Source organism: Bordetella avium (genome assembly GCF_034424645.1).
Lineage (GTDB): Bacteria > Pseudomonadota > Gammaproteobacteria > Burkholderiales > Burkholderiaceae_B > Bordetella > Bordetella avium.
Genome location: NZ_CP139969.1, coordinates 3,477,371 through 3,498,754, shown reverse-complemented (window position 1 = coordinate 3,498,754; position 21,384 = coordinate 3,477,371). Strand labels below are relative to the sequence as shown.

22 protein-coding genes are annotated in these 21,384 nt (G+C 63.3%); 11 read left to right on the top strand and 11 right to left on the bottom strand.

Features of this window, described 5'->3' with window-relative positions:
* Positions 1–108: 108 nt before the first annotated feature.
* Positions 109–1,125: an amino acid ABC transporter substrate-binding protein gene (locus U0029_RS16155; protein WP_114851601.1), complete on the top strand. Its 1,017-nt coding sequence runs from the start codon at positions 109–111 to the stop codon at positions 1,123–1,125.
* Positions 1,126–1,202: 77 nt separating this feature from the next.
* Here the strand turns inward: U0029_RS16155 and U0029_RS16150 are convergent, their stop codons facing one another.
* From U0029_RS16150 to U0029_RS16130, 5 genes are all read right to left on the bottom strand, one after another.
* The gene (locus U0029_RS16150) at positions 1,203–1,658 is read right to left on the bottom strand and encodes a hypothetical protein (RefSeq protein WP_114851602.1); all 456 of its coding nucleotides are present in this window, start codon (positions 1,656–1,658) and stop codon (positions 1,203–1,205) included.
* A 10-nt stretch (positions 1,659–1,668) separates the two neighbouring features.
* On the bottom strand, positions 1,669–2,577 hold the full coding sequence (locus tag U0029_RS16145; RefSeq protein WP_012415901.1) for a hydroxymethylglutaryl-CoA lyase: 909 nt from the start codon (positions 2,575–2,577) through the stop codon (positions 1,669–1,671).
* 39 nt (positions 2,578–2,616) lie between these two features.
* The gene (gene dprA / locus U0029_RS16140; RefSeq protein WP_114851603.1) at positions 2,617–3,738 is read right to left on the bottom strand and encodes a DNA-processing protein DprA; all 1,122 of its coding nucleotides are present in this window, start codon (positions 3,736–3,738) and stop codon (positions 2,617–2,619) included.
* 75 nt (positions 3,739–3,813) lie between these two features.
* A complete protein-coding gene (locus tag U0029_RS16135) occupies positions 3,814–4,437 on the bottom strand; it encodes a response regulator (protein ID WP_012415903.1) in 624 nt (207 codons plus the stop codon).
* A gap of 170 nt (positions 4,438–4,607) precedes the next feature.
* Positions 4,608–5,099 carry an Lrp/AsnC family transcriptional regulator gene (locus U0029_RS16130; protein ID WP_012415904.1) on the bottom strand — a complete coding sequence of 164 codons (492 nt, stop codon included), beginning with the start codon at positions 5,097–5,099 and terminating at the stop codon, positions 4,608–4,610.
* A gap of 138 nt (positions 5,100–5,237) precedes the next feature.
* On the opposite strand from U0029_RS16130, the gene kynU reads away from it, so the two are divergent.
* The 3 genes from kynU to fmt all read left to right on the top strand — a co-directional run bounded on the left by kynU (position 5,238) and on the right by fmt (position 8,157).
* Positions 5,238–6,488: a kynureninase gene (kynU, locus tag U0029_RS16125; protein WP_012415788.1), complete on the top strand. Its 1,251-nt coding sequence runs from the start codon at positions 5,238–5,240 to the stop codon at positions 6,486–6,488.
* 103 nt (positions 6,489–6,591) lie between these two features.
* Positions 6,592–7,104, top strand: a complete 513-nt coding sequence (gene def, locus U0029_RS16120) for a peptide deformylase (protein ID WP_012415905.1) — start codon at positions 6,592–6,594, stop codon at positions 7,102–7,104.
* Positions 7,105–7,221: 117 nt separating this feature from the next.
* The gene (gene fmt / locus U0029_RS16115) at positions 7,222–8,157 is read left to right on the top strand and encodes a methionyl-tRNA formyltransferase (RefSeq protein ID WP_114851604.1); all 936 of its coding nucleotides are present in this window, start codon (positions 7,222–7,224) and stop codon (positions 8,155–8,157) included.
* Here the strand turns inward: fmt and U0029_RS16110 are convergent.
* The 6 genes from U0029_RS16110 to U0029_RS16085 all read right to left on the bottom strand — a co-directional run bounded on the left by U0029_RS16110 (position 8,154) and on the right by U0029_RS16085 (position 13,441).
* Positions 8,154–8,780 carry a pyridoxamine 5'-phosphate oxidase family protein gene (locus tag U0029_RS16110; protein ID WP_012415907.1) on the bottom strand — a complete coding sequence of 209 codons (627 nt, stop codon included), beginning with the start codon at positions 8,778–8,780 and terminating at the stop codon, positions 8,154–8,156. The genes fmt and U0029_RS16110 overlap by 4 nt on opposite strands.
* Before the next feature lie 11 nt (positions 8,781–8,791).
* On the bottom strand, positions 8,792–9,427 hold the full coding sequence (locus U0029_RS16105) for an HAD family hydrolase (RefSeq protein WP_012415908.1): 636 nt from the start codon (positions 9,425–9,427) through the stop codon (positions 8,792–8,794).
* Positions 9,428–9,490: 63 nt separating this feature from the next.
* A complete protein-coding gene (locus U0029_RS16100) occupies positions 9,491–10,066 on the bottom strand; it encodes an LOG family protein (RefSeq protein ID WP_012415909.1) in 576 nt (191 codons plus the stop codon).
* Between the two features lie 344 nt (positions 10,067–10,410).
* Complete coding sequence (locus U0029_RS16095) at positions 10,411–11,601, bottom strand: CaiB/BaiF CoA transferase family protein (protein ID WP_012415910.1); 1,191 nt, start codon at positions 11,599–11,601, stop codon at positions 10,411–10,413.
* Between the two features lie 124 nt (positions 11,602–11,725).
* Positions 11,726–13,054 carry a 30S ribosomal protein S12 methylthiotransferase RimO gene (gene rimO / locus U0029_RS16090; RefSeq protein ID WP_114851753.1) on the bottom strand — a complete coding sequence of 443 codons (1,329 nt, stop codon included), beginning with the start codon at positions 13,052–13,054 and terminating at the stop codon, positions 11,726–11,728.
* A 147-nt stretch (positions 13,055–13,201) separates the two neighbouring features.
* Positions 13,202–13,441, bottom strand: a complete 240-nt coding sequence (locus U0029_RS16085; protein ID WP_012415912.1) for a helix-turn-helix domain-containing protein — start codon at positions 13,439–13,441, stop codon at positions 13,202–13,204.
* 475 nt (positions 13,442–13,916) lie between these two features.
* On the opposite strand from U0029_RS16085, the gene U0029_RS16080 reads away from it, so the two are divergent.
* The 7 genes from U0029_RS16080 (at position 13,917) to U0029_RS16050 (ending at position 21,193) form a co-directional block, all read left to right on the top strand.
* The gene (locus tag U0029_RS16080; protein ID WP_114851605.1) at positions 13,917–15,266 is read left to right on the top strand and encodes an MmgE/PrpD family protein; all 1,350 of its coding nucleotides are present in this window, start codon (positions 13,917–13,919) and stop codon (positions 15,264–15,266) included.
* Positions 15,263–16,033, top strand: a complete 771-nt coding sequence (locus U0029_RS16075) for an IclR family transcriptional regulator (protein WP_114851606.1) — start codon at positions 15,263–15,265, stop codon at positions 16,031–16,033. Before U0029_RS16080 ends, U0029_RS16075 begins: the two co-directional genes overlap by 4 nt.
* Before the next feature lie 140 nt (positions 16,034–16,173).
* Positions 16,174–16,923 (top strand): SDR family NAD(P)-dependent oxidoreductase, encoded by a 750-nt coding sequence (locus tag U0029_RS16070; protein ID WP_012415915.1) that lies wholly within the window; start codon positions 16,174–16,176, stop codon positions 16,921–16,923.
* Positions 16,924–16,960: 37 nt separating this feature from the next.
* On the top strand, positions 16,961–17,929 hold the full coding sequence (locus U0029_RS16065) for a Bug family tripartite tricarboxylate transporter substrate binding protein (protein ID WP_012415916.1): 969 nt from the start codon (positions 16,961–16,963) through the stop codon (positions 17,927–17,929).
* Between the two features lie 13 nt (positions 17,930–17,942).
* Positions 17,943–18,782: an alpha/beta fold hydrolase gene (locus U0029_RS16060; protein ID WP_114851607.1), complete on the top strand. Its 840-nt coding sequence runs from the start codon at positions 17,943–17,945 to the stop codon at positions 18,780–18,782.
* Between the two features lie 15 nt (positions 18,783–18,797).
* Positions 18,798–20,297 carry a flavin-containing monooxygenase gene (locus tag U0029_RS16055; protein ID WP_114851608.1) on the top strand — a complete coding sequence of 500 codons (1,500 nt, stop codon included), beginning with the start codon at positions 18,798–18,800 and terminating at the stop codon, positions 20,295–20,297.
* Positions 20,294–21,193 carry a 3-hydroxyacyl-CoA dehydrogenase family protein gene (locus U0029_RS16050; protein ID WP_114851609.1) on the top strand — a complete coding sequence of 300 codons (900 nt, stop codon included), beginning with the start codon at positions 20,294–20,296 and terminating at the stop codon, positions 21,191–21,193. The genes U0029_RS16055 and U0029_RS16050 overlap by 4 nt, the downstream gene beginning before the upstream one ends.
* Positions 21,194–21,384 lie beyond the last annotated feature (191 nt).

The window sequence follows — 21,384 nt, the reverse complement described above, 5'->3', positions numbered from 1 at the left end:
CTTATATCGATGTGCGCGCAGCTTATTTTGCCGGTGCTTCGGTTGTCGTTACGCTTGCGGACTTTCTGGTGCCGCGGGCGCCATGCTGGGTAAAGAGAGGAGTTCGGAATGAAGATCGCGAGTCTGGTGGCGTTGGCCGCCCTTTCGTTGACGGGCCTGCAAAGCGCGCAAGCTGGCACCCTGGATGTGGTCAAGAATCGTGATGCCGTGGTGTGCGGCACCACGACCGGTTTTGCCGGCTTCTCGGCGCCCGATGCACAGGGCGTATGGCGCGGCCTGGACGTGGACCTTTGCCGCGCCGTGGCTGCGGCGGTGCTGGGCGACGCCAACAAGATCAAAATCGTGCCCCTGAATTCGCAGCAGCGTTTCACCGCATTGCAATCGGGTGAGGTTGACGTGCTTACGCGCAATACCTCGGTTACGCAGCAGCGCGACACGGCGCTTGGCATCATTCATGCCGGCATCAACTTCTATGATGGCCAGGGATTTCTGGTGCCCAAGAAGCTGGGCGTCAAGAGCGCCAAAGAACTGAACGGCGCCACCATCTGTTTGCAGCAAGGCACCTCGAACGAAAACACGCTGGCTGACTGGGCGCGCGCCAATAATGTCCAGTACACGCCTGTCGTGATCGAGACCTTTAACGAGGTCGTCAATGCCTTTGCTGCGGGTCGTTGCGATGTGTTCAGCACCGATGCCTCGGGTTTGGCTTCCATCCGTATTTCCAAGCTGGAAAAGCCCGATGACTATATCGTGTTGCCCGAAGTGATCTCGAAAGAGCCCTTGGGCCCCTTTGTGCGCCAGGGCGACGATAACTGGCTCAATATCGTGTATTGGACGCTGACGGCCATGATCGAGGCTGAAGAGTATGGCCTGACCTCGGCCAATGTCGACGAGCAGCTTAAAAGTGAAAATCCTAACGTTTGCCGCATTCTGGGCGTGGTGCCGGGCGCAGGTCCGAATATGGGGTTGAACGACAAATGGGCCTATAACATCGTCAAGCAGGTGGGCAACTACGGCGAGAGTTTCGACCGTAACGTGGGTAAGGGCAGCCCTTTGAAGATCGATCGCGGCTTGAACGCGCAATGGACCAAGGGCGGCCTGATGTACGCCTTGCCGATCCGCTAATTTTTTTGCCGCCTTGCACCCTGGTGACGGATTCCGTCACCAGGGTGTTTTTTCGTGGTCGGCGGCTGTTTTGATTGTTATTCGGCACGGTCCCGGTACAACTGGGCGATTTTTTCGAAGGCGTGGCGCAGCTCTCGCGTGCCCCCTTGAAACACCAGGGCCCGCCCCTGGCGCGTGATGATGAGCAGACGCTTGGACAGGGGCAGAGACAGATAGCGCGCACATCGGATGTCCTGCCAGGCGACTTCGCGGCGCTTGATCCAGCTCTGACGCAAACCCTGTTCATCAATCGTGGTGATAGACACCTGCATATGCCAGGCCAGCGTGATCAGCACCAGGAAACACAGCACAATACCCACCACCAACACCGGGCTCAGGGGATCGGCCTGGATGGCTTCGAAGGCGAGTTGCGCGCCAGCGATGGCAAGAATGATCCAGGTCAGGATGCGCACACCATCGGTCCAGGCCTGGGCTGAGAGTGGGAGTGGTCCGATTTCCCGTAACAGCGCGGCTTGGTTTTCGGGCGCCATCATGTCAGGCCTCTCAGGCGTCACGTTTGGCGGCAATGGCATTGCCCGCGCGGCTTGAGCCCTTGCGCTGGAGTTGGGCGGCCATCCATTGGCCGATGTCCACCACGGCGTCGAAATCGATGCCTGTGTCGATATCGAGCCCGCGCAACATATACAGCACATCTTCGGTCGCCACATTGCCGGTGGCGCCCTTGGCGTAGGGGCAGCCGCCCAGGCCCGCGACCGAGCTATGGAAAATAGCGATGCCGGCTTCCATGGCGGCCAGAATATTGGCCAGCGCCTGCCCATAGGTGTCATGGAAGTGACCCGACAGCCGCGCCGGATCGATAAGCGCGCTGACGGCGGCCATGACGTCTCGCACCTGGCGCGGAGTGCCGACGCCGATGGTGTCGGCAATATCGATTTCATCGCAACCCAGCGCCTGGAAGCGGCGGGCCACATCCACCACGCTTGCGACCGGCACGTCGCCCTGATAGGGGCAGCCCAGGGAGCAACTGATGCTGCCGCGCAGGCGCAGGCCGGCCGCGCGGGCGGCCTCGGCCACGGGTTCGAAACGGGCGATGGATTCGGCAATCGAGCAGTTGATGTTTTTTTGCGAAAACGCCTCGCTCGCCGCGCCGAAGATGACAATTTCGTCGGCGTGGGCGGCGAGGGCGCCTTCCAGCCCTTTCAGGTTGGGCGTGAGCACCGAGTAGAGGGTTTGCGGCCGCCTTTGGATACGCGCCATGACCTCAGCGCCATCGGCCATCTGAGGCACCCATTTGGGCGACACGAAGGAGGCGGCCTCGATATTGGGAAAACCGGCCGCGCTCAAGCGGTTGATGAGTTCGACTTTGATGTCTGTCGGAACGAAGTCTTTTTCGTTCTGCAAGCCATCTCGGGGGGAGACTTCGACGATTTTGACGCGGGAGGGCAAAGACATGTCTCTTCCTGTTTGGACGGCGCGGCCTAGCCTGTGCGCTTAAGTGTAGATCAGCTGGTAGCGCCCGTCGTCCAGCCGTGCGATCCAGCCGGCCACTTCCAGTTCGGTGAGCTGGGCGCCCAGGGTGGCGGCATCCAGCCCGCTTGCGGCCGCCAGGCTGTCGGCGTGCTGCGGATCATGGCCCAGGGCGGTCAACAAGGCTTGGGTGCCTGGCGGTGGCTCGGCGCGAGGTTGGGCCGGCGGACTGGGGGCCGGCTGTCGCGGTGAGCTGAGTTCGTCCGTGATGTCCTGGGCGGTTTCGACCAGTTTGGCGCCCTGGCGTATCAGCGCATGGCAGCCGCGCGACAGGGGCGAATGGATGGAGCCGGGGATGGCGAAGACTTCGCGGCCGCTTTCGCTGGCCAGCCTTGCGGTAATGAGCGAGCCGCTTTGCCGGGCGGCCTCGACGACCAGCACGCCGCGCGCCAGGCCTGCCACCAGGCGGTTGCGCTGTGGGAAGTGATGCGCTTGAGCGCCGGTGCCTAGCGGGAACTCTGACAAGAGGGCGCCGTTGGCGGCAATGGCATGGGCAAGTTGCCGGTTGCTGGCGGGATAGACGCGGTCAAGGCCTGTGCCCAGCACCGCAATCGTGCCGCCGCCGGACGATCCGGCAGCGAGTGCGCCTTCGTGGGCCGCCGCGTCGATGCCCTGCGCCAGCCCGCTCACCACACACCAGCCGTGCGCGGCCAGATGGCGGGCGAAAGCCCGTGCGTTCTGCGCGCCCATCGGGGTGGCATTGCGTGCGCCGACTACGGCTAGCGCGGGGCGGTTGAGAAGGTCTGGCCTGCCCTTGAGGTAGAGCAGCACGGGCGGATCATTGATGCTGAGCAAGGCCTGGGGATAGCCTGGATCTGCCAGGGTCAGCAGGTGGTGGTCTGCGGCCTCGGCCCATTCGAGCGCGCGCGCGATGCGGTCCGCCATGTCTGGTGGGGGCGGGGCGGCGAGCTGGCTGGCGAGCGCCTGCGGGACTTGCCGCATCAGGGCGCTGGCACGTTGGGCGTATAGTGCCTGGGGCAGGCCGAATGCGCGCAGCAGCCCGCAGGCCGTCACAGGGCCGACGCCAGGTTCCAGGGACAGGCGCAGCCAGGCAGCGAGTTCTTCGGGGTCGTGTTGCAAGGGCATGGTTCAGGGCAAGATAGAGCGCAGGCCCAAGCGTAGCAGGCGCTGGAGGGGGGCGGTGAGACAGGCGGGCCGCGCTCAGGGCCGGCGGTGTTCAATCGCGTATTTGATGAGGTCTGCCCGGCCGCCGATGTTCAGTTTGCGTTTGAGGGTGTGGCGGTAGGTTTCCACGGTGCGTACCGATAGATCCAGCGTCTGGGCGATTTGCCGGTTGGTCATCCCCATGCCGATGCCTTGCAGGATATCGCGCTCGCGTTGCGTGAGCAGGGGGGCGTGGTTCTGGGTCAGCTTGAGCGACACCTGCGGGCTGAAGCCGGTCTTTCCGGCAGCAACCCTTTTGATGGCGGTCAGGAGGTCTGCGGTCGCCTCAGTTTTGAGCACATAACCGCGCACGCCGGCCGCTATGGCTTGCCGCATGGACTCGACGTTGTCGTGCATGGATAGAATCAGCACTGCAATCCGGGGGTAGCGTTCATGCAGTATTTTCGCCAGTTCCAGGCCGTCTGCGTCTTGCAGGGACAGGTCCAGCAGCACCAGATCGGGCCATTCTTCCGGTTGACCGCGGGCCAGTAGATCCAGCGTGGCGCGGGCGCTTTCGGTTTCGCCCATGACGGTAAGGGACGGGATGGATTGCAGATGGAGTTTCAGGCCATCGCGCACCAGGGCGTGGTCATCGATCAAGAGCAGGCGGGTCAATCTCATGCACAGATATCCTCGGCGGGCAGGGGAAAGTTGGCGCGGCGCAGGTGCCGCATCGTGCATCCGCTTTGGATATCGAGCGCCAAGTCAGGAAGTGATGCCTCATATTGTGCAGAGCGATAGCCTGGCGAGTGGCCTGACGTGCGGCCATTCGGATCAAAACCCTGAGGCGGTCAGCGATTTGATCCGGCTTGGTTTATCGGATCTGCGGCTGGGGCGATCCCCGGCGCTTTGACTTTGCGCATGACGATGTGCGAGCAGATTTCGCGTACGCCATGCACCCGGTTGAGTTTATCCACCACAAAGTTTGAAAACGCAGCCAGATCGCTGGTGCGGACTTGCAGCACATAATTGCTGGCGCCGGTGACGATGCTGGCTTCATGCACTTCGGGCCATTGCGCCAAGCAGGCCACAAAGGCTTCATGCCAGCCGGGTTGCGACTGATCCAGCGATACATGCACCAAGGCTTCAAAGCCCAGCCCGAGCCGGGCCGGGTCGATGACGGCCTGATAACCCAGAATCACGCCGCCGTCTTCCAGCGCACGCAGACGCCGCAGGCAGGCCGAAGGCGAGAGCGCCACGCGCTCGGCCAGCAGCTGGTTGCTGATGCGTCCTTCCTTTTGCAGCAGGGCCAGTATCCGGCAGTCAATCGTATCCAGGGTCATTTTTCGCAGATTCTGCTTTTTTGATAGATTTTCTTCGCATAATCCTGCAAATCAGGAGGTTTGTCATCCTGTCTTTGCAATACGGCGTGGGCCTGCCGCTGCTAGTATGAAGCCATCTTGTCTCTCCTGCCCTGACCTATGCAAACCCGTGAAGACTGTCTGGCCGCCGATCGGGCCGACCCGCTCGCTTCAATCAAAGCCGAGTTCGACCTCCCCGCCGGCGTGCTGTATCTCGATGGCAACTCCCTAGGGGCCAAGCCCCGCGCCGCCGCCGCGCGGGCGCAGGCCGTGGTGCAGGAGGAATGGGGGCAGGGCTTGATCCGCAGCTGGAATACGGCCGGCTGGTTTGACCTGCCTGCGCGCCTGGGCGCCAAGCTTGCCCCCTTGTTGGGCGTGGCGGGTGAAGAGGTCGTCGTGACCGACAGCACCTCGCTTAATCTTTTCAAGGCGCTGGCCGCCGCCTTGCGTATACAGGGCCGCGACGCGCCCGCTCGGCGTGTCATCGTCTCCGAGCGGGATAACTTTCCTACCGATCTCTACATGATCGAAGGCATGATGGACTTTCTCGACAAGGGCTATGAGCTGCGCCTGATCGACGAGCATCTGCCGCTGGAGGCCGCGCTGGATGACAACGTGGCTGTCCTGGCCTTGTCGCACGTGAATTACCGCAGCGGGGCCATGTATGACATGGCGGCGGTTTCCGCGTTGGCCCACGAGCATGGCGCGCTGGTCATCTGGGACCTCGCTCACGCTGCGGGCGCCGTGCCCCTGTCGCTGTCGGCCGATGGCGCGGACTTCGCCGTGGGCTGCACCTATAAATATCTCAACGGCGGTCCGGGATCGCCGGCCTTTATCTGGGTGGCGCCGCGTCATCAGGATGCCTTCTGGCAACCCCTTTCGGGCTGGTGGAGCCACAGCCAGCCTTTCGCCATGTCGGACCGCTATGCGCCGGCGGCGGGCATACGGCGCTATCTTTGCGGCACGCAGCCGGTGACCTCGCTGGCCTTGGTCGAATGCGGGCTGGATATCGCTGCGCAGGCCGATATGTCGGAGGTGCGGCGCAAATCCCTGGCGCTCGGCGATCTGTTCATCGCGCTGGTGCGCGACCGTTGCGCCTCGCATCCGCTCACGCTCATCACGCCCGAGGCGCATGCGCGGCGCGGCAGCCATATCAGCTTTCGCCATCCCGAAGGCTATGCGGTCATGCAGGCCTTGATCGCGCGCGGCGTTATCGGCGATTACCGCGAGCCCGAGGTGCTGCGCTTCGGGCTCACGCCGCTTTATCTGGGCTATGCGGATGTCTGGGATGCGGTGGAAATTCTGCGCGACGTGCTGGACACGCGCGCCTGGAGCCGTCCCGAATTTCAGACCCGCTCCGCCGTGACCTGAACCCGGGGCGCAGGGTATGGGGGAGTTAGTAGAAAACTATTAGAAATCATGTTTCTAATGAACTATCATATAGCCTTAAGCCGTTCTGTTTTACCGACTTTTCATGGCCCTGCTTCCCATCCTGCGCTATCCCGATCCTCGCCTGCACAAGGTGGCCAAGCCGGTCGCGGTCGTGGACGACCGCATCCGGCAACTCGTGAAAGACATGGCCGAGACCATGTACGACGCGCCGGGCGTTGGTCTGGCCGCCACCCAGGTGGATGTGCATGAGCGCGTCATCGTTATCGATGTCTCCGAAGACGGTAATGAATTGCGCGCCCTGATCAATCCCGAGATCACCTGGATGAGCGAAGAGCTCCAGGTCTATGAAGAAGGCTGTCTGTCGGTGCCGGGCATCTACGACGAAGTCAAACGCGCCGCTCGTATCCGCTGCAAAGCGCTGGATACCGATGGCAAGGTTTTCGAGTTCGAGGCCGAGGGTCTGCTGGCCGTGTGCGTGCAGCACGAAATCGACCATCTGGACGGCAAGGTGTTTGTCGAATACCTGTCTGTCCTGAAGCAAAACCGTATCAAGACCCGCCTGAAGAAAGCCGAGCGCGAAGCTCAGCGCGCCTGAGCGCAGCGTCGTCTGAAGGGCCCGCCGCTTTGGCGGGCTTTTGTCGCGGCGGTAGTCACAATACGGCTTTGCACAACCCCCGCCCGCTGTTTGCGGGCCCGTAATGGATAGCTCCCGATGCGCTTAGTTTTCGCCGGCACCCCTGAATTCGCCCGTCTGGCCCTGGAGGCATTGCTGGCCGCGGGGCATGAGATTCCTTTGGTTTTGACGCAGCCCGACAGGCCTGCTGGCCGGGGCCTGAAACTCACGCCCAGCCCGGTCAAGGAGGCGGCGCTGGCCGCCGGCATCGAAGTGGCGCAGCCGCGCAGCCTGCGTCTGGACGGCCGCTATCCCGATGAGGCCCTGGCCGCTCAGGCTCGATTGGTCGCTGTCGCGCCCGAGGTCATGGTGGTGGCGGCCTATGGCCTGATCCTGCCGCGCTGGACGCTGGCGCTGCCCGCGCGCGGTTGCCTGAATATCCACGCCAGCCTTTTGCCACGCTGGCGCGGCGCGGCACCCATTCAGCGCGCTATCGAGGCGGGCGATGCGCGCACCGGCGTGACCATTATGCAAATGGACGACGGCCTGGATACCGGCGATATGCTACTCGAGCGCACGGTGCCCATCGGCGCGGAGACGACGGCGGCCGTCTTGCATGATGATCTCGCCCGCGTGGGCGCCGAGGCCATCGTGGCGGCATTGGCCGACCTGCCGGCGCTCGCGCCGCGCAAACAACCCGAGCAAGGGGTGACCTATGCCGCCAAGCTCGACAAGGCCGAAGCCGCCCTCAAGCTTGACGAAAGCGCCGAGTTGCTGGCGCGGCGCATCCGCGCCTTCAATCCCGTGCCGGGCGCGAACCTGCGCCTGCCGGGCCTGAATGAACCGGTCAAGGTATGGCAGGCCGAGGCCTTGCCAGAATCCAGCCCTGCGGCGCCTGGCACGGTGTTGCGCGCCAGCGCGCAAGGTGTGGACATCGCCACCGGCCAAGGCGTGCTGCGTTTGCTGGAACTGCAAAAAGCTGGAGGCAAGCGCCAGTCCGCCGAGGTATTCGTGCGCGGCTGGCAGCCGGCCTAATACAGCGTTTTCTTCATGCGTTCAGGCAGATCGCGGTCGTAGGCCGCGCCGTCGATTTCGCCTGCGCTGACATCGGCCAGCATGCGGCCCGTGCTGGGCAGGCTGTCGCGGGCGACCTGTTTGGCCGGGTCCCACAGGCCGGAGCGCACGATGGCGCGGGCGCACTGAAAATACACTTTTTCGACATGCAGAATCAGCACCGAGCGCGCCGGTTTGCCGTCCATGGCGAAACGCGCCAGCAGCGCCGGGTCCACGCTGATTTCGGCGCGGCCGTTCACGCGCAGCGTTTCGCCCACGCCTGGAATCAGGAACAGCAGCGCCACGCGCGGGTCTTCCAGCACATTGCGCAGGCTGTCGATACGGTTGTTGCCGCGCCGGTCGGGCAGCAGCAGGGTGCGGTCGTTTTCCACCACGACGAAGCCGGCCGGGTCGCCACGCGGCGAAGCGTCCAGGCCCTGCGCGCCGCTGGTGGCCAGCGTGGCGAAGGGCGACGCTTCGATGAAGGCGCGGTAGTGGGGATGCACATAATCCAGCTCTTTGGCCAGCGAAGCCTGGCCCGGTTCGCCATAGAGCTCGGCCAGGGCTTGCGTGTCAGTGATGAGATAGCGGGGATCGGGAGTCATGGGCGAAGTCGTCAGGCAGAGGGGAGCAGAGTCCGGGCGAGGTCTTGCACATCGGTAAAGACAAAGTCGGGCGCTTGTTCGCGCAGCACCTGTTCGCGGTTATAGCCCCAGGCCACGATTCCGCTGGCCACGCCGACTTTGCGCGCCGCTTCAATATCGCGGATTTCGTCGCCAATCAGGATAGCCTGGGCCGCCTCGGTCTGGGTGGCGCGCAGCAAATGCTCCAGCTTGGCGGGCTTGCCGAACAAATCGCTGCCGCAGGCAAAGTCGTGGATCAGGGCGGATAGCTCCGGCCCGAGCACCCGCTGCACATTGGCTGTCGAATTGGAGCTGACCACGGCCAGACGGGCGCCGCTGGCGTGCAGGGCGCGCAGCATGGCGTCGATGCCGGGAAACAGCGCCACCTTGGGTACCGCCTCTTCCATGGACTGGCGCACAAAGCCCAGAATGGCGGGCGCCTTCCAGATGGGGATACCCAATTGCTTCATGATGTCGAAAGCGTTGTGCTGGCGCAGTTGCGCCCGTTCTTGGGCATCCGGTTTGCGAAATCCGAACTTCTCCGCCACATCGTGAAGAATGGATTCCATCCAGGGCAGCGTGTCGGCGAGTGTGCCGTCGAAATCGAAAGCGATGAGGGCGTATTTCATGCGGGATGAGCCGTGCCGGCATTCATTTTTTTTATGGGGGCGCTGCAGAAACGCAGTGCGCCCTTATTTGATCCACTTGGGAACGGTGGGCGCGACGTAGTTGGCGAAGCGGTCCAGTAGCAGGGCAGGATCTGCCTCAATGGAGAGCATGGCGCGGTGCTGCGGCTGCATGAAAGCCTCGTCGGCGACATGGTCCAGAAAAGTCGCCAGAGCGTCGTAATAGCCGGCGATGTTCAGCAGGCCGCAGGGTTTTTGGTGCATGCCCAGTTGCGCCCAGGTCCAGGCCTCGAAGAGTTCTTCCAGTGTGCCGGCGCCACCGGGCAGCGCGACAAAGCCGTCGGCCTTTTCGGCCATCATGGATTTGCGCTCATGCATGGTTTGCACGACGTGCAGTTCGGTCAGGCCGCGATGGGCCAGTTCTTTTTGCATTAGCCGCTCGGGAATGATCCCGATGGCGCGGCCGCCCGCCTCGATGACGGCATCGGCCACGGCGCCCATCAGGCCGACGGCGGCGCCGCCGTAGACCAGGCCGATATCACGTTTGACCAGTTCGCGGCCAAAGGCGCGGGCCTGTTCGATGTATTCGGGTTGGCGGCCATTGTTGGAGCCGCAATACACACAGATTTGATTCAAAGACATGATGGTGTCGCATGGCCTGAGCGGGCCGGATCGATAACCGCAATAGTGTACGCAATTGCTTGCGGCCCGCTCAGGACGGGGACCGGCATACGCCGTGGCGCAGGAAACGGCGGCTAAGGTGGGGAGGGTGCTTCGGGCTGCGCCAATGGCGGCCGCCTGTCCGGGCAATGCCGCTTGCGTGCAGGGTAGGAATCGCCTTGGGCCAGGTGCAGAAGAGGGCGGCTGTCTTGGCGAAACTGCGTGGTGAGGGCTTGTCGATGGACGATGCTGTCCTCGATAAGCGGCTATTTATTCCTGCGCGTGGCCTGGGAGGCAGTTGTGCTCCCGGGCGCCACGATGTCTGTTCAGATGAGGCCGCGCGCGCGCCATTGCGCGCGCTGTTCGGCGTTCACACCCAGGCTTTCCAGCACCTCGTCGGTGTGCTGCCCGAGCGCGGGCGCCGGGCTGGCGATTTCGCCCGGGGTGCCCGACAGCTTGGGCACGATGCCGGGAACCTGGATGGCCGTGCCATCCGGCAGGGTGGTGTCGACGATCATGCCGCGCGCGCGATAGTGCGGATCGGCGGCGATGTCGGCCACATCGTAGATTTTGCCGGCCGGGATCTGGCCCTGGTTGAGCGCGGCGAGCACCGCCTCTTGGCTGTGACGGCCGGCCCAGTCGGAAATCGCGGCATCCAGCATGTCAACATGTTTGACCCGGCCGCTATTGCTGGCCAGTTCGGGCAGTTCGGCCAGATCGGGGCGGCCAATGACGGCCATCAGGCGCTTGAAGATGCTGTCGCCGTTGCCCGCGATCAGCACATATTTGTTGTCTGCACAACGATAGGCATTGCTGGGCGCGATGCCGGGCAGGCTGCTGCCGGCGGGTTCTCGCACTTCCTGAAATACGGCGTACTCGGGCAGCAGGCTTTCCATCATATTGAAAACGGATTCGTACAGGGCCACGTCGATCATCTGGCCTTGGCCGGTGGCGTCGCGCGAGCGCAGCGCCATCAGAATGCCGATCACGCCATGCAGGGCCGACAGTGAATCACCGATGGAGATGCCGACCCGCACCGGCGTGCGACCCGGTTCGCCGCTCAGGTGGCGCAGGCCTCCCATGGCCTCGCCGATTGCGCCGAAACCGGGCAGATCGCGGTAGGGGCCGGTCTGGCCGTAGCCCGACACCCGCAGCATGACCAGACGCGGATTGATGGCGCGCAGGTCTTCCCAGCCCAGACCCCAGCCTTCCATCGTGCCGGGCTTGAAGTTCTCGATGACGACATCGACCTCGGCCACCAGCTTGCGGATCAGGTCCTGGGCTTCCGGCTGGCGCAGGTCCAGGCTGACGGATTTCTTATTGCGCGACTGCACCTGCCACCACACCGAGGTGCCTTCGTGGAGGAGGCGCCAGTTGCGCAGCGGATCGCCTTTGCCTGGCGGTTCGATCTTGATGATTTCGGCGCCGAATTCGCCCAGCATCTTGGCTGCAAAGGGGCCGGCGATGAGCTGACCCAGTTCGAGAACACGGATGCCGCTTAATGCTTTCGATGACATGCTATTCGCCTCGCGATTGCTTGGGTTTGCCCGCCAGCACCGTCTCTGTCCTGGGTCCTGCCGTCGTTGAGCCGATAGAGACTTTGCCTCAGCCAGCCAACGCTTGCAGACGGGGATGCGGTGATCAGAGGCGGTCAGCCCAAAGATCGTATTCATCGGCGTCCGTGACGCGCACGCGCACCATGTCGCCGGGCTTGACCGGGGTGTCGCTCGACACATAGACACAACCATCGATCTCGGGTGCGTCGGCGCTGGAGCGGCCGACGGCGCCGTCCTCATCGACCTCGTCGATCAGCACATCGATTTCCCGGCCGATGCGGGTTTGCAGGCGGGCAGCGGAAATGGCCTGCTGATGCTCCATGAAGCGTTCCCAGCGCTCCTGCTTGACCTCGTCGGGCACGATGCCGGCCAGTGCATTGGCCGGTGCGCCCTCCACCGGCGAATACTGGAAACAACCCACGCGGTCGAGTTGGGCTTCGCTCATCCAGTCCAGCAGATATTGGAAATCTTCTTCCGTCTCGCCAGGGAATCCGACGATGAAGGTGGAGCGGATCGTGAGGTCCGGACAGGCGGCCCGCCATTGGTGGATGCGCGCCAGCGTCTTGTCTTCGAAGGCGGGACGCTTCATCGCTTTCAGGATGCGCGGGCTGGCGTGCTGGAAGGGAATGTCCAGATAGGGCAGCACCTTGCCCTCGGCCATCAGGGGGATGATGTCGTCCACGCTGGGATAAGGATAGACGTAATGCAAACGCGTCCAGACGCCCAGCTCCGAGAGCGCATCGCACAGCTCGGTCATGCGGGTCTTGACCGGGCGGCCGTTCCAGAAACCGCTGCGGTACTTCAGATCGACGCCATAGGCGCTGGTGTCTTGGGAGATCACCAGCAGTTCCTTCACGCCGGCCTTGACCAGGCGCTCGGCTTCGTTGAGCACATCGCCCACCGGGCGGCTCACCAAGTTGCCGCGCATCGACGGGATGATGCAGAAGCTGCAACGGTGATTACAGCCCTCGGAAATTTTCAGATAGGCATAGTGGCGCGGCGTGAGTTTGACACCTTGCGGCGGCACCAGATCGACATAGGGATTGTGATCCTGGCGCGGCGGCGCGGCGCTGTGGACCGCCTGCACGACCTGTTCATATTGCTGCGGGCCGGTCACGGCCAGCACGCTCGGGTGCACCGAGCGGATGGCGGACTCTTCGACGCCCATGCAGCCCGTTACGATGACCTTGCCGTTTTCCGCCAGGGCTTCGCCGATGGCGTCCAGCGATTCGGCCTTGGCGCTGTCGATGAAGCCACAGGTGTTTACGACCACCACATCGGCGTCGTTGTACTCGGGCGTGACTTCATAGCCCTCGGTGCGTAGCTGCGTCAGGATGCGCTCCGAATCGACCAGGGCCTTCGGGCAGCCGAGTGAGACAAAGCCCACCCGTGGCGCACGGCCGGTTTTGGACACGGCGGCCGTAATGGCGTCTAGCGTCGAGCTGCCGCCCTCGTTGGCGGTCGTGCCCGGGCCTTTGCCGGGCCGGGAGTGTTCGAGAATTTCCAATCTAATTCACCGTAAGTTCGCGCGCACGTCGTGGTAGTTGGGTCGCGGGTGGTTTCAGGCCGGTTCGTCCATGGGCGGCAGGTCACGCAAGGTCTCCGGGTGGAGAATGGCCACCCGAAGCAGGGTCTGGGCCGCGCCCGAAGGGTTGCGCCGGCCCTGCTCCCAGTCTTGCAGGGTGCGCACACTGACGCCCAGCAAGTCGGCGAACTCTGCCTGAGGCAGGCCGACGCGGTTGCGGGCTTCACTGATGCGCGACGCCGGCCACCGGCGTGCCGGCAGGGCTGCTGTTTTCATGACTTGGTCTGTTCACGGGCGAGGGGCATGCCCTCGCGGCCTGGGCCGCCGCGCCAGAGGCGGCAGCCGAAGATGCGCGATTATACGGCAATGCCGTAGGCGATGTTGGGGGGCGTGCGGGGAGGGATTTTCCAGTGCCCGATGGCAGCAAGGTTGATCGTCCTGCAAGACCGCGCCCTGGTATGAAATCTTGTTTTTACGATGATCTCTGACGAGGTCGCAGCTTGAGGGAAGCAGCAAGCGCTAGGCGGTGTGGTGCAGGCTTTGCTGTCTTGAGGGGGGGATGCAGGGGCAGTGTGCTGGGGGGGGGGCAGGGCCAAGGATGGGAAGGCATGCTTGCGGTTGGCGTCTCAGTGATGGGCATCATTTGTTCACATTGTGACGAAAGAGCGGGTCTCGTCTTGACCCTGTTTTGGCCAGGCGCCATTGTGGGCTTGCGCCGGGCTTGCTGCCCGGCATCACTGCTTAGGTCACGATGTCCGCTGTGTCGACGATTCCGCTTGCCCGCCAGTATGTAGACCAGGCCTATTCCTGGCGTTTTGCGGATGCGCCCGAACCGGTACGCCAGGTGCTGCGTAACTGCCTGCTGTACAACCTGACCATGGGGCTGGCGGTGGACCCCGCCGATGATCCGTTGGACGATATCTTGGCCGGCCTTGCACAGGAGTCTGGCGGCAGCTCTCTTCTTGGTGGGCGCGGGCGGCGCAGCCCTCGGGACGCGGCCTTCATCAATGCCGGGCTCATCACGGCACGCGGGCAGAACGACACCCATCCGGAGGTGGTGACGCATATCGGTTGCGTCGTCATCCCGGCCGTCCTGGCGTTGGCCGAGGCCTGCGCGCCCGAGGACCTATGGGATGCGCTGTTGCTGGGCTATGAACTGATCCCTCGTTTGGCGCTCGGCTTGGCGGATGAGACCAGCCGCCGGGGTTTCCGGGCCACCCCGCTTTACGGAGTGCTGGGCGCGGCCGTGGCCTGCGCCCGCGTCTTGCGCCTGCCGGCGTCCCAGGCCGTGTCGGCCCTGGCCATCGCGGCGCAGCATGCTTCGGGAACCTTGCAGCCCTGGGCAGACGGCTCTCAGGAATGGCGTTTGCAAGTGGCCAAGGCCAGCCGCGATGCTGTGGTGTCGGCCCTGTTGGCGCGTGCGGGCATGCAGGGCGCGCCGGCTTGCCTAGAGGGCGCAAGCGGTTTCTCCCGTGCTTACGCGGGCCGTAGCGCCATGGCGCAGGGAGCAGGGCTTCAGGACTGGCAGCTGCCCCGCATGACCTTTAAACCCTATCCAGGCTGTGCCTTTAATCAGTCGCCGGTGCATGCTTTGCGCGCGCTGTTGGAACGTATCCCTGCGGATCAGGTCGTTGCGCTAGAGGTGGCGATGAATCCGCAGGATGCCGCCTATCCCGGGATTGACGCCTATGGCCCCTTCGCCTCGCCATCGGGCGCCATCATGAGCGCGCCCTTTATGCTGGCGGCCACCCTGCAAGATGGCCAGCCCGGCATGGCGCATTTCACCAGGCAGTTCGCGGCCGGACCCTTGCACGCGCGTTCGGCCATGGTGAGGGTGCGCGCCTGCGCTACCCTGGATCGATGGGCCTGCCGGCTGTCATTGACCCTGGCAAGCGGCGCAGTCTATGCGGGGGCGCATGATGGCAATTTTGTCTTGGACCGCAAGCAGACCCTGGCTCTGTGCCAGGGCCTAGCCCGAGAGTGGCCAGAAAGGCGAGTCAGCGTTGAGGCGCTGGCTGCCGCAGTGGAGCGGGATGCCTGGCAGGCCTGGCGCATCGCCGCGTATGATCACGATGTGATTATCCCGTCTCCCCTTTCATGACCGCCTCCACCAAGGGCGCGCAGGCCGTGTTTCGCGCGCTTAGCCTCCTGCGCCTTATCTCGCGCTGCCACCCGCAGGGCATAGGGATTGCCGAGCTGGCCGCCGAAGCCGGGCTGGACCGCTCTACCGCTTACCGGCTGGCTTCCAGTCTGGTTGAGTTTGGCCTGGCCGAGCGCGATCCGATGCGCAATTACCGCTTGGGCGTCGAGGCCATGCAGCTGGGCTTGGCGGCCATGCGTTCTGCGCCCGTCGTAGAGCGTCTGCGGCCCATCATGCGCCGGCTGGCGCGGCGCACCGAAGACACGGTTTTTCTGGTCGTGCGCAATGGCGACTATGGCCATTGCCTGCATTGCGAAGAAGGCAGTTACCCCGTCAAAGCCTTGGTATTGCGGGTGGGCGGCATGCGCGTGCTGGGTATCGGTTCTGCGGGCATCACCCTGTTGTCGAATCTGCCCGACGATGAGATCGCTGCGCTGTATCAACGCCACCAGGACGAATTCGATCCGCGCGGGCTAAGCCTGGGTGATTTGCGCAAGCTGGTGCAGCAGACCCGCCGGCGCGGCCATGCCGATACCGCCGATCTGGTGGCTGACGGTGTGAGCGGGGTGGGCATGCGTTTTGAGTTCGCCAGCGGCAGTCAGGCCGCGATCAGCGTGGCCGCCATCCGCAGCCGCATGTCTGCCGAGCGCAAGAGCTGGATCGCGCAGCTGATTGCCGAAGAACTGCAACAGGGCGACTTCATCCCCACTTTCGTTCATAGGGATTGAGGCCTGCGCCGATTCTCCTGTCTTGTGAACAGTTTGTTCATATTGTGATTAAAGCGTGAATTCGCACTAACGTCGCGCCGCCTGCCAGGCTCACACTGTAACCATGACAACGGCATATCAAGCCGGGCATGCGAGGTGACATGGACTTGGGTATCGAGAATCAGGTGGCGCTCGTTACGGGCGCGGGCAATGGGATAGGCCTGGCCTGCGCTCGGGCCTTGGCGCGCGAAGGCTGCCGCGTCGTGGTGGCGGATATCGATGCTGCGGCAGCCGGGTCCGCCGCCCAGGACATCACGCGAGCGAGAGGCCAGGCCCTGGCCCTGGCTCTGGACGTGAGCCGGCCCGAGCCGGTGCGCCAGGCCGTGGCCGAGGTGTTGGCGCACTGGGGCGGCATCGATATTTTGGTCAATAACGCAGGATTTTCGCGCGATGGTCCTATCGGCGTCATGAGCGACGCGCAATGGGCCGATGTCATGAACGTCAATCTGACAGGCCAGTTTCACTGCATTCGCGAGATCGCGCCGCACATGGCCGCACGCGGCTATGGCCGCATTGTGAATATGGCTTCACGGGCGCACTTTGGCGATGTCAACAAAGCGAACTATGCCGCGTCCAAGGCGGGCGTCATCGGCCTGACCCGCGCGCTGGCGATCGAGTTGGGCCAGAGCGGCGTGACCGTCAACGCCGTGGCGCCGGGCATTATCCAGACCGAGCGATTGAGCCGACTGCCTCAGTTCGCGGACATTCGGGCGCGGTCACTGGCCGGCATGCCGATCAAGCGCATGGGTCAGCCCGAAGAAGTCGCCGACGCGGTGGTTTTTCTGGCGTCGGCGCGAAGCGGTTTCATCACAGGCGAAGTCCTGCATATCAGCGGCGGGCGTTACGGCTGAGCCTCAGCCGCTGTCGTCAACTAAAAATGGAGACATCATGATCAAAGCTTTGGGAGCGGTCTTGGGGACGGCGGCCTTGCTGCTGGGAGCGGCACAGGCAAGCGCGGCGGACTGGCCGTCGCAGCCGATACGGATGGTGATTCCCTTCGCGCCTGGCGGCACGACGGACATCCTGGGCCGCATGATGGCCGAGGGCCTTGGCAAGGAACTGGGCGTGACCGTCATTGCCGAGAACATTGCCGGCGCCAACGGCAATCTGGGCGCTCAAACGGTATTGCGCGCCAAGCCGGACGGCAACACCTTGATGCTGGGCACGCCGGGTCCGATGATCGTCAACAAATACGTGTACAAAAACCTGAGCTTCGACCCCAAGACGGCCTTCGCGCCCGTGATTCTGGTGGCCGCACTTCCCAATGTGTTGATGGTCGGTCCCAAGTCGGGAATCAAGAGCGTGGCCGAACTCATTGAACAGGCCCGGGCCAAGCCGGCGGGCCTGACGTTTGGCAGCCCCAGCGTGGGTTCCAGCGGCCATGTATCGACGGAACTCTTCAAGCTGAAGTCGCAGATCGACGCTGTGCATGTGCCGTACAAGGGCAGCTCGCCCATGCTGGTCGATCTGATGAGCGGCAACACGGATTTCACCATAGACCAGATATCGTCAGCGCTGGCTTTCATCCAGGCCGGCAAATTAAACGCCTTGGCTGTCACCTCGCGTCAGCGCTCGCCGCAATTGCCCGATGTGCCCACGCTGCGCGAGGCAGGTTTTCCCGATTACGAGGTGTCGGTGTGGTTCAGTGTCGCCGCGCCTGCCGAGACACACAAAGACAGGGTAAGCAAGCTGAATGCGGCCCTGAATAAGGTGTTGGCCGACCCTGCCGTGAAAGCGCGCATTGTTGCGCTCGGCGCCCAGCCCTTGGGCGGCTCACCAGATGATCTCAAAGCCCAAATTCTGGCCGAAGAAAAAAATATCCAGGCGGTCACCCAGGTCGTCAATTTTGAAAACTGATGGGTTTGCATTCATGACTTTGATGAAAGATGTATATACGGGCAGTGTGCGGGTGGACGATGTCCCTGTCACTTACCATGACTCCGCGCCCGCCGCCGCCGATGCCGCAACGATTGTGTTGCTGCATGGCACGGGCGGGTCGGCGCAAAACAATTTCTGGGCGCTCTTTCCCATGCTGGCTATGCGTCATCGCGTCGTGGCGCTGGACTTCGTCGATCCCGAACTGCCCGAGGCCCAGCCCTATCTAGACCAGGTGCTCGCGGTCGTGGAAGCTTGCTGCGGCAGCCGTCCTGTTCACCTCGTGGGCTATTCCTTCGGCGCGGTTATCGCCGCGCTGCTGGCGGCGCGTCACGGGCGCCGGCTGGCCTCCCTGACGCTGGTGGCAGGGTGGCTGAAAACCGACACTCAGCAAAAGCTGCGCAACACGATATGGCGCAGTCTTTATGAAAGCGGGCATGAGGCCATCGCGCCGTTTTCGGTATTCACCAACTTCAGCTCAAGCTTTCTCAATGCCAAGAACGAGGCTGAGCTTGAAGCCTTGATCCAGGCGGTTCGTACCGGACCCGATCGGTCGCGCAAAATGGCGTTCAATCGTCAGGTCGATATCGGCGACGAGGTGGCCACCATCGACGTGCCCAGTCTGGTCATCGGCTGCAAGCATGATCAGATGGCGCCCATACGGCATTCGCGGCTGTTGTTCGGCAGTATTAAGAATTGCCGTTACGCCGAGATTAATTCCGGCCATGGCGTCGTCCACGAGCGGCCCTCAGAACTCTTCACCATGATCGACAACTTTGTGCGGCAGCCCGATGGCTGGCCGGCCGGGCATGTCGTGCAGAATAGCCACGCCTGAAAGCGGGAGACAGAAATGAAAGCAAATCACGCGGCGCCGCGCACTGAAACCGAGGTCTTGATCATTGGATCGGGATTCTCCGGCCTGGGTATGGCCGTGGCGCTCAAGCGCCAGGGCAAACATGATTTCCTCGTGCTGGAACGCGCCAACGACGTGGGCGGCACCTGGCGCGATAACGCCTATCCAGGCGCCGCCTGCGATATCCAGTCCCATCTCTATTCCTATTCCTTTCGCCCCAATCCGCGATGGAGCCGCGTGTATGCGCCCCAGTCGGAGATTCATCAATATCTGCGCGATACGGCAAGCGATGAGGGGATAGGGGAACACCTGCGCTTTGGCGCCAACGTCACCCAGGCTGTCTGGGATGCGCAGGCGGGGGCCTGGATGGTGGACACCACGGCGGGCGGCTTCAAGGCGCGCGTACTGATCTCGGCGGCGGGTCATCTCTCTGATCCTTCCTATCCCGATATCGAGGGGATGGATACCTTCAAGGGGCGGACCTTCCACTCGGCCAAATGGGATGCCGGCTATGACTTCTCGGGCAAGCGCATCGGGGTCATCGGCACGGGCGCATCGGCCATTCAGATCGTGCCCGAGCTGGCACGCGAGGCGGCGCAGCTGACGGTATTCCAGCGCTCGGCGCCCTATGTGATCCCGCGCCGCGACCACGTCTACAGCGAGGCCGAGAAAGGCCTGTTCGAACGCTTTCCCGAAGCGGCGCAGGAGCTGCGCGATGAGCTGTTCTGGGGCAATGAAAGCCGCTTTCCGCAGCGCCGTCAGGTGCCCGCCTTCATTGATCAGATTACCGCGATGGCCCTGGGGCATCTGCGCCAGCAAGTGCCGGACGCCGCATTGCGCCAGAAACTGACGCCGCATTACGCCATCGGCTGCAAGCGCGTGCTGATTTCCAATGATTACTATCCCACGCTACAGCGTTCCAATGTCGCGTTGGAAACAGCGGGCATTGCGCGCATCGATGCCGATGGCGTCATTCTCAAGAACGATGAGCGCGTGGATCTGGACCTGTTGGTGGTGGCTACCGGCTTTGAAGCCACCGAGCTGCCCATCGCTCAGCTCATCCGTGGTCAGGGGGGCGTGTTGTTGGCCGATCAGTGGCAGGCGGGCGGGCAGGCGTTCGCCTGCACGGCGGTCTCGGGCTTTCCCAACCTCTTTCTCATGTTGGGGCCCAACACGGGTTTAGGCGCGGGGTCCATGGTTTTCATGATTGAAACCCAGATCAACTACATCCAGGGGGCGGTCGACTTCATTCTGGATTCCGGCGCGGTGGTGGACCCCGACCCGCAGGCGCAACAGGCCTATGTCGAAAGCATTTACCGACGCAGTGCCGGCACAGTCTGGCTAGAAGGCGGGTGCAGCAGTTGGTATCTGCATCCGGAAAGCGGCAGGCTTACCGCCTTGTGGCCGGACTTCATGACCCAGTTCCGCAAGGAAAACGGCAGTTTCTCTGCGCAGGGCTACCAGGTGTCGCCGGCCTGCCAGGAGCAAGGCGCATGAGCGCGCGTATCGCCGTCATCGGCGCCGGCCTCATGGGGCACGGCATTGCCCAGACCTTTATGGTTGCCGGTTTCGAGGTGTCCATCTGGGACCCGGCAGAGGCGGCTCGGGCATCCGTCAAAACGCGTATCGCCGAGCATCTGGCCTTGATGGGGCTGGCGCATCAGCCGGTCGAGGTCCGGGTGTGCGACAGCCTGGAGGCCTGTGTGGAGGGCTGCGATCTTCTGATCGAGGCCGTGCCAGAAAAAATGGACATCAAGCGCGCCCTTCTGGCCGCCGTCAATGCCCTGCATCCCGAGTGCATCATCGCTACCAATACCTCGGTGTTACGCATCACTGAAATCGCCGAAGGCAGCCTGCATCCCGAGCGTGTGGTCGGCACCCATTGGTGGAACCCGCCCTATCTCATTCCGGTGGTGGAAGTGGTGCGTGGCGAGCAGACCAGCGAGGCGGTGGCCCAGCAGGTGTCGGCCTGGCTCACCCAGGCGGGCAAGACACCGGTGGATGTGTATCGCGATGTGCCGGGATTTGTCGGTAACCGCATGCAGTTCGCGCTCATGCGCGAAGCGGCCTACCTGGTCGAGGAGGGCATTTGTTCGGCCGAGACCGTGGATCTGGTGGCGAGCTTGACCTTCGGTCGCCGGATGGCTGCCGTGGGCCCGCTGCGCAATGCCGATTTCATTGGTCTGGACCTGGTGTGCAACATCATGGATTACCTCTCGCCTAGCCTGTCGGACGCCAAAACGGCGCCTGCGCTGTTCCGTGAACGCGTCGCGGCAGGGCAATTGGGCGCCAAGTCGGGCGCCGGGGTGTACGCATGGGCGGGGTCGGATCGCGACGAGACGGAAAAACAGTTGCTCCTGCATTTGATTGCCGCAGAGCGCGCAGCGTCTTGAAAGACCGGGCCGTCTCTGTTTTCAGACGGCTGGCAAGCCTTCGCATGTTGTCCGGCATGCGAAGGGTTTTTTGTGTGGCGGACGCTACCGCCCCGCCAGATACACGGCATGAGCAGGGGGGGCCTCGCTGTTTTCAAGCCATGGCCCGCCGATTTTCCAGGTTATCCTCCATCGTCTGCGCAAAGGGAACA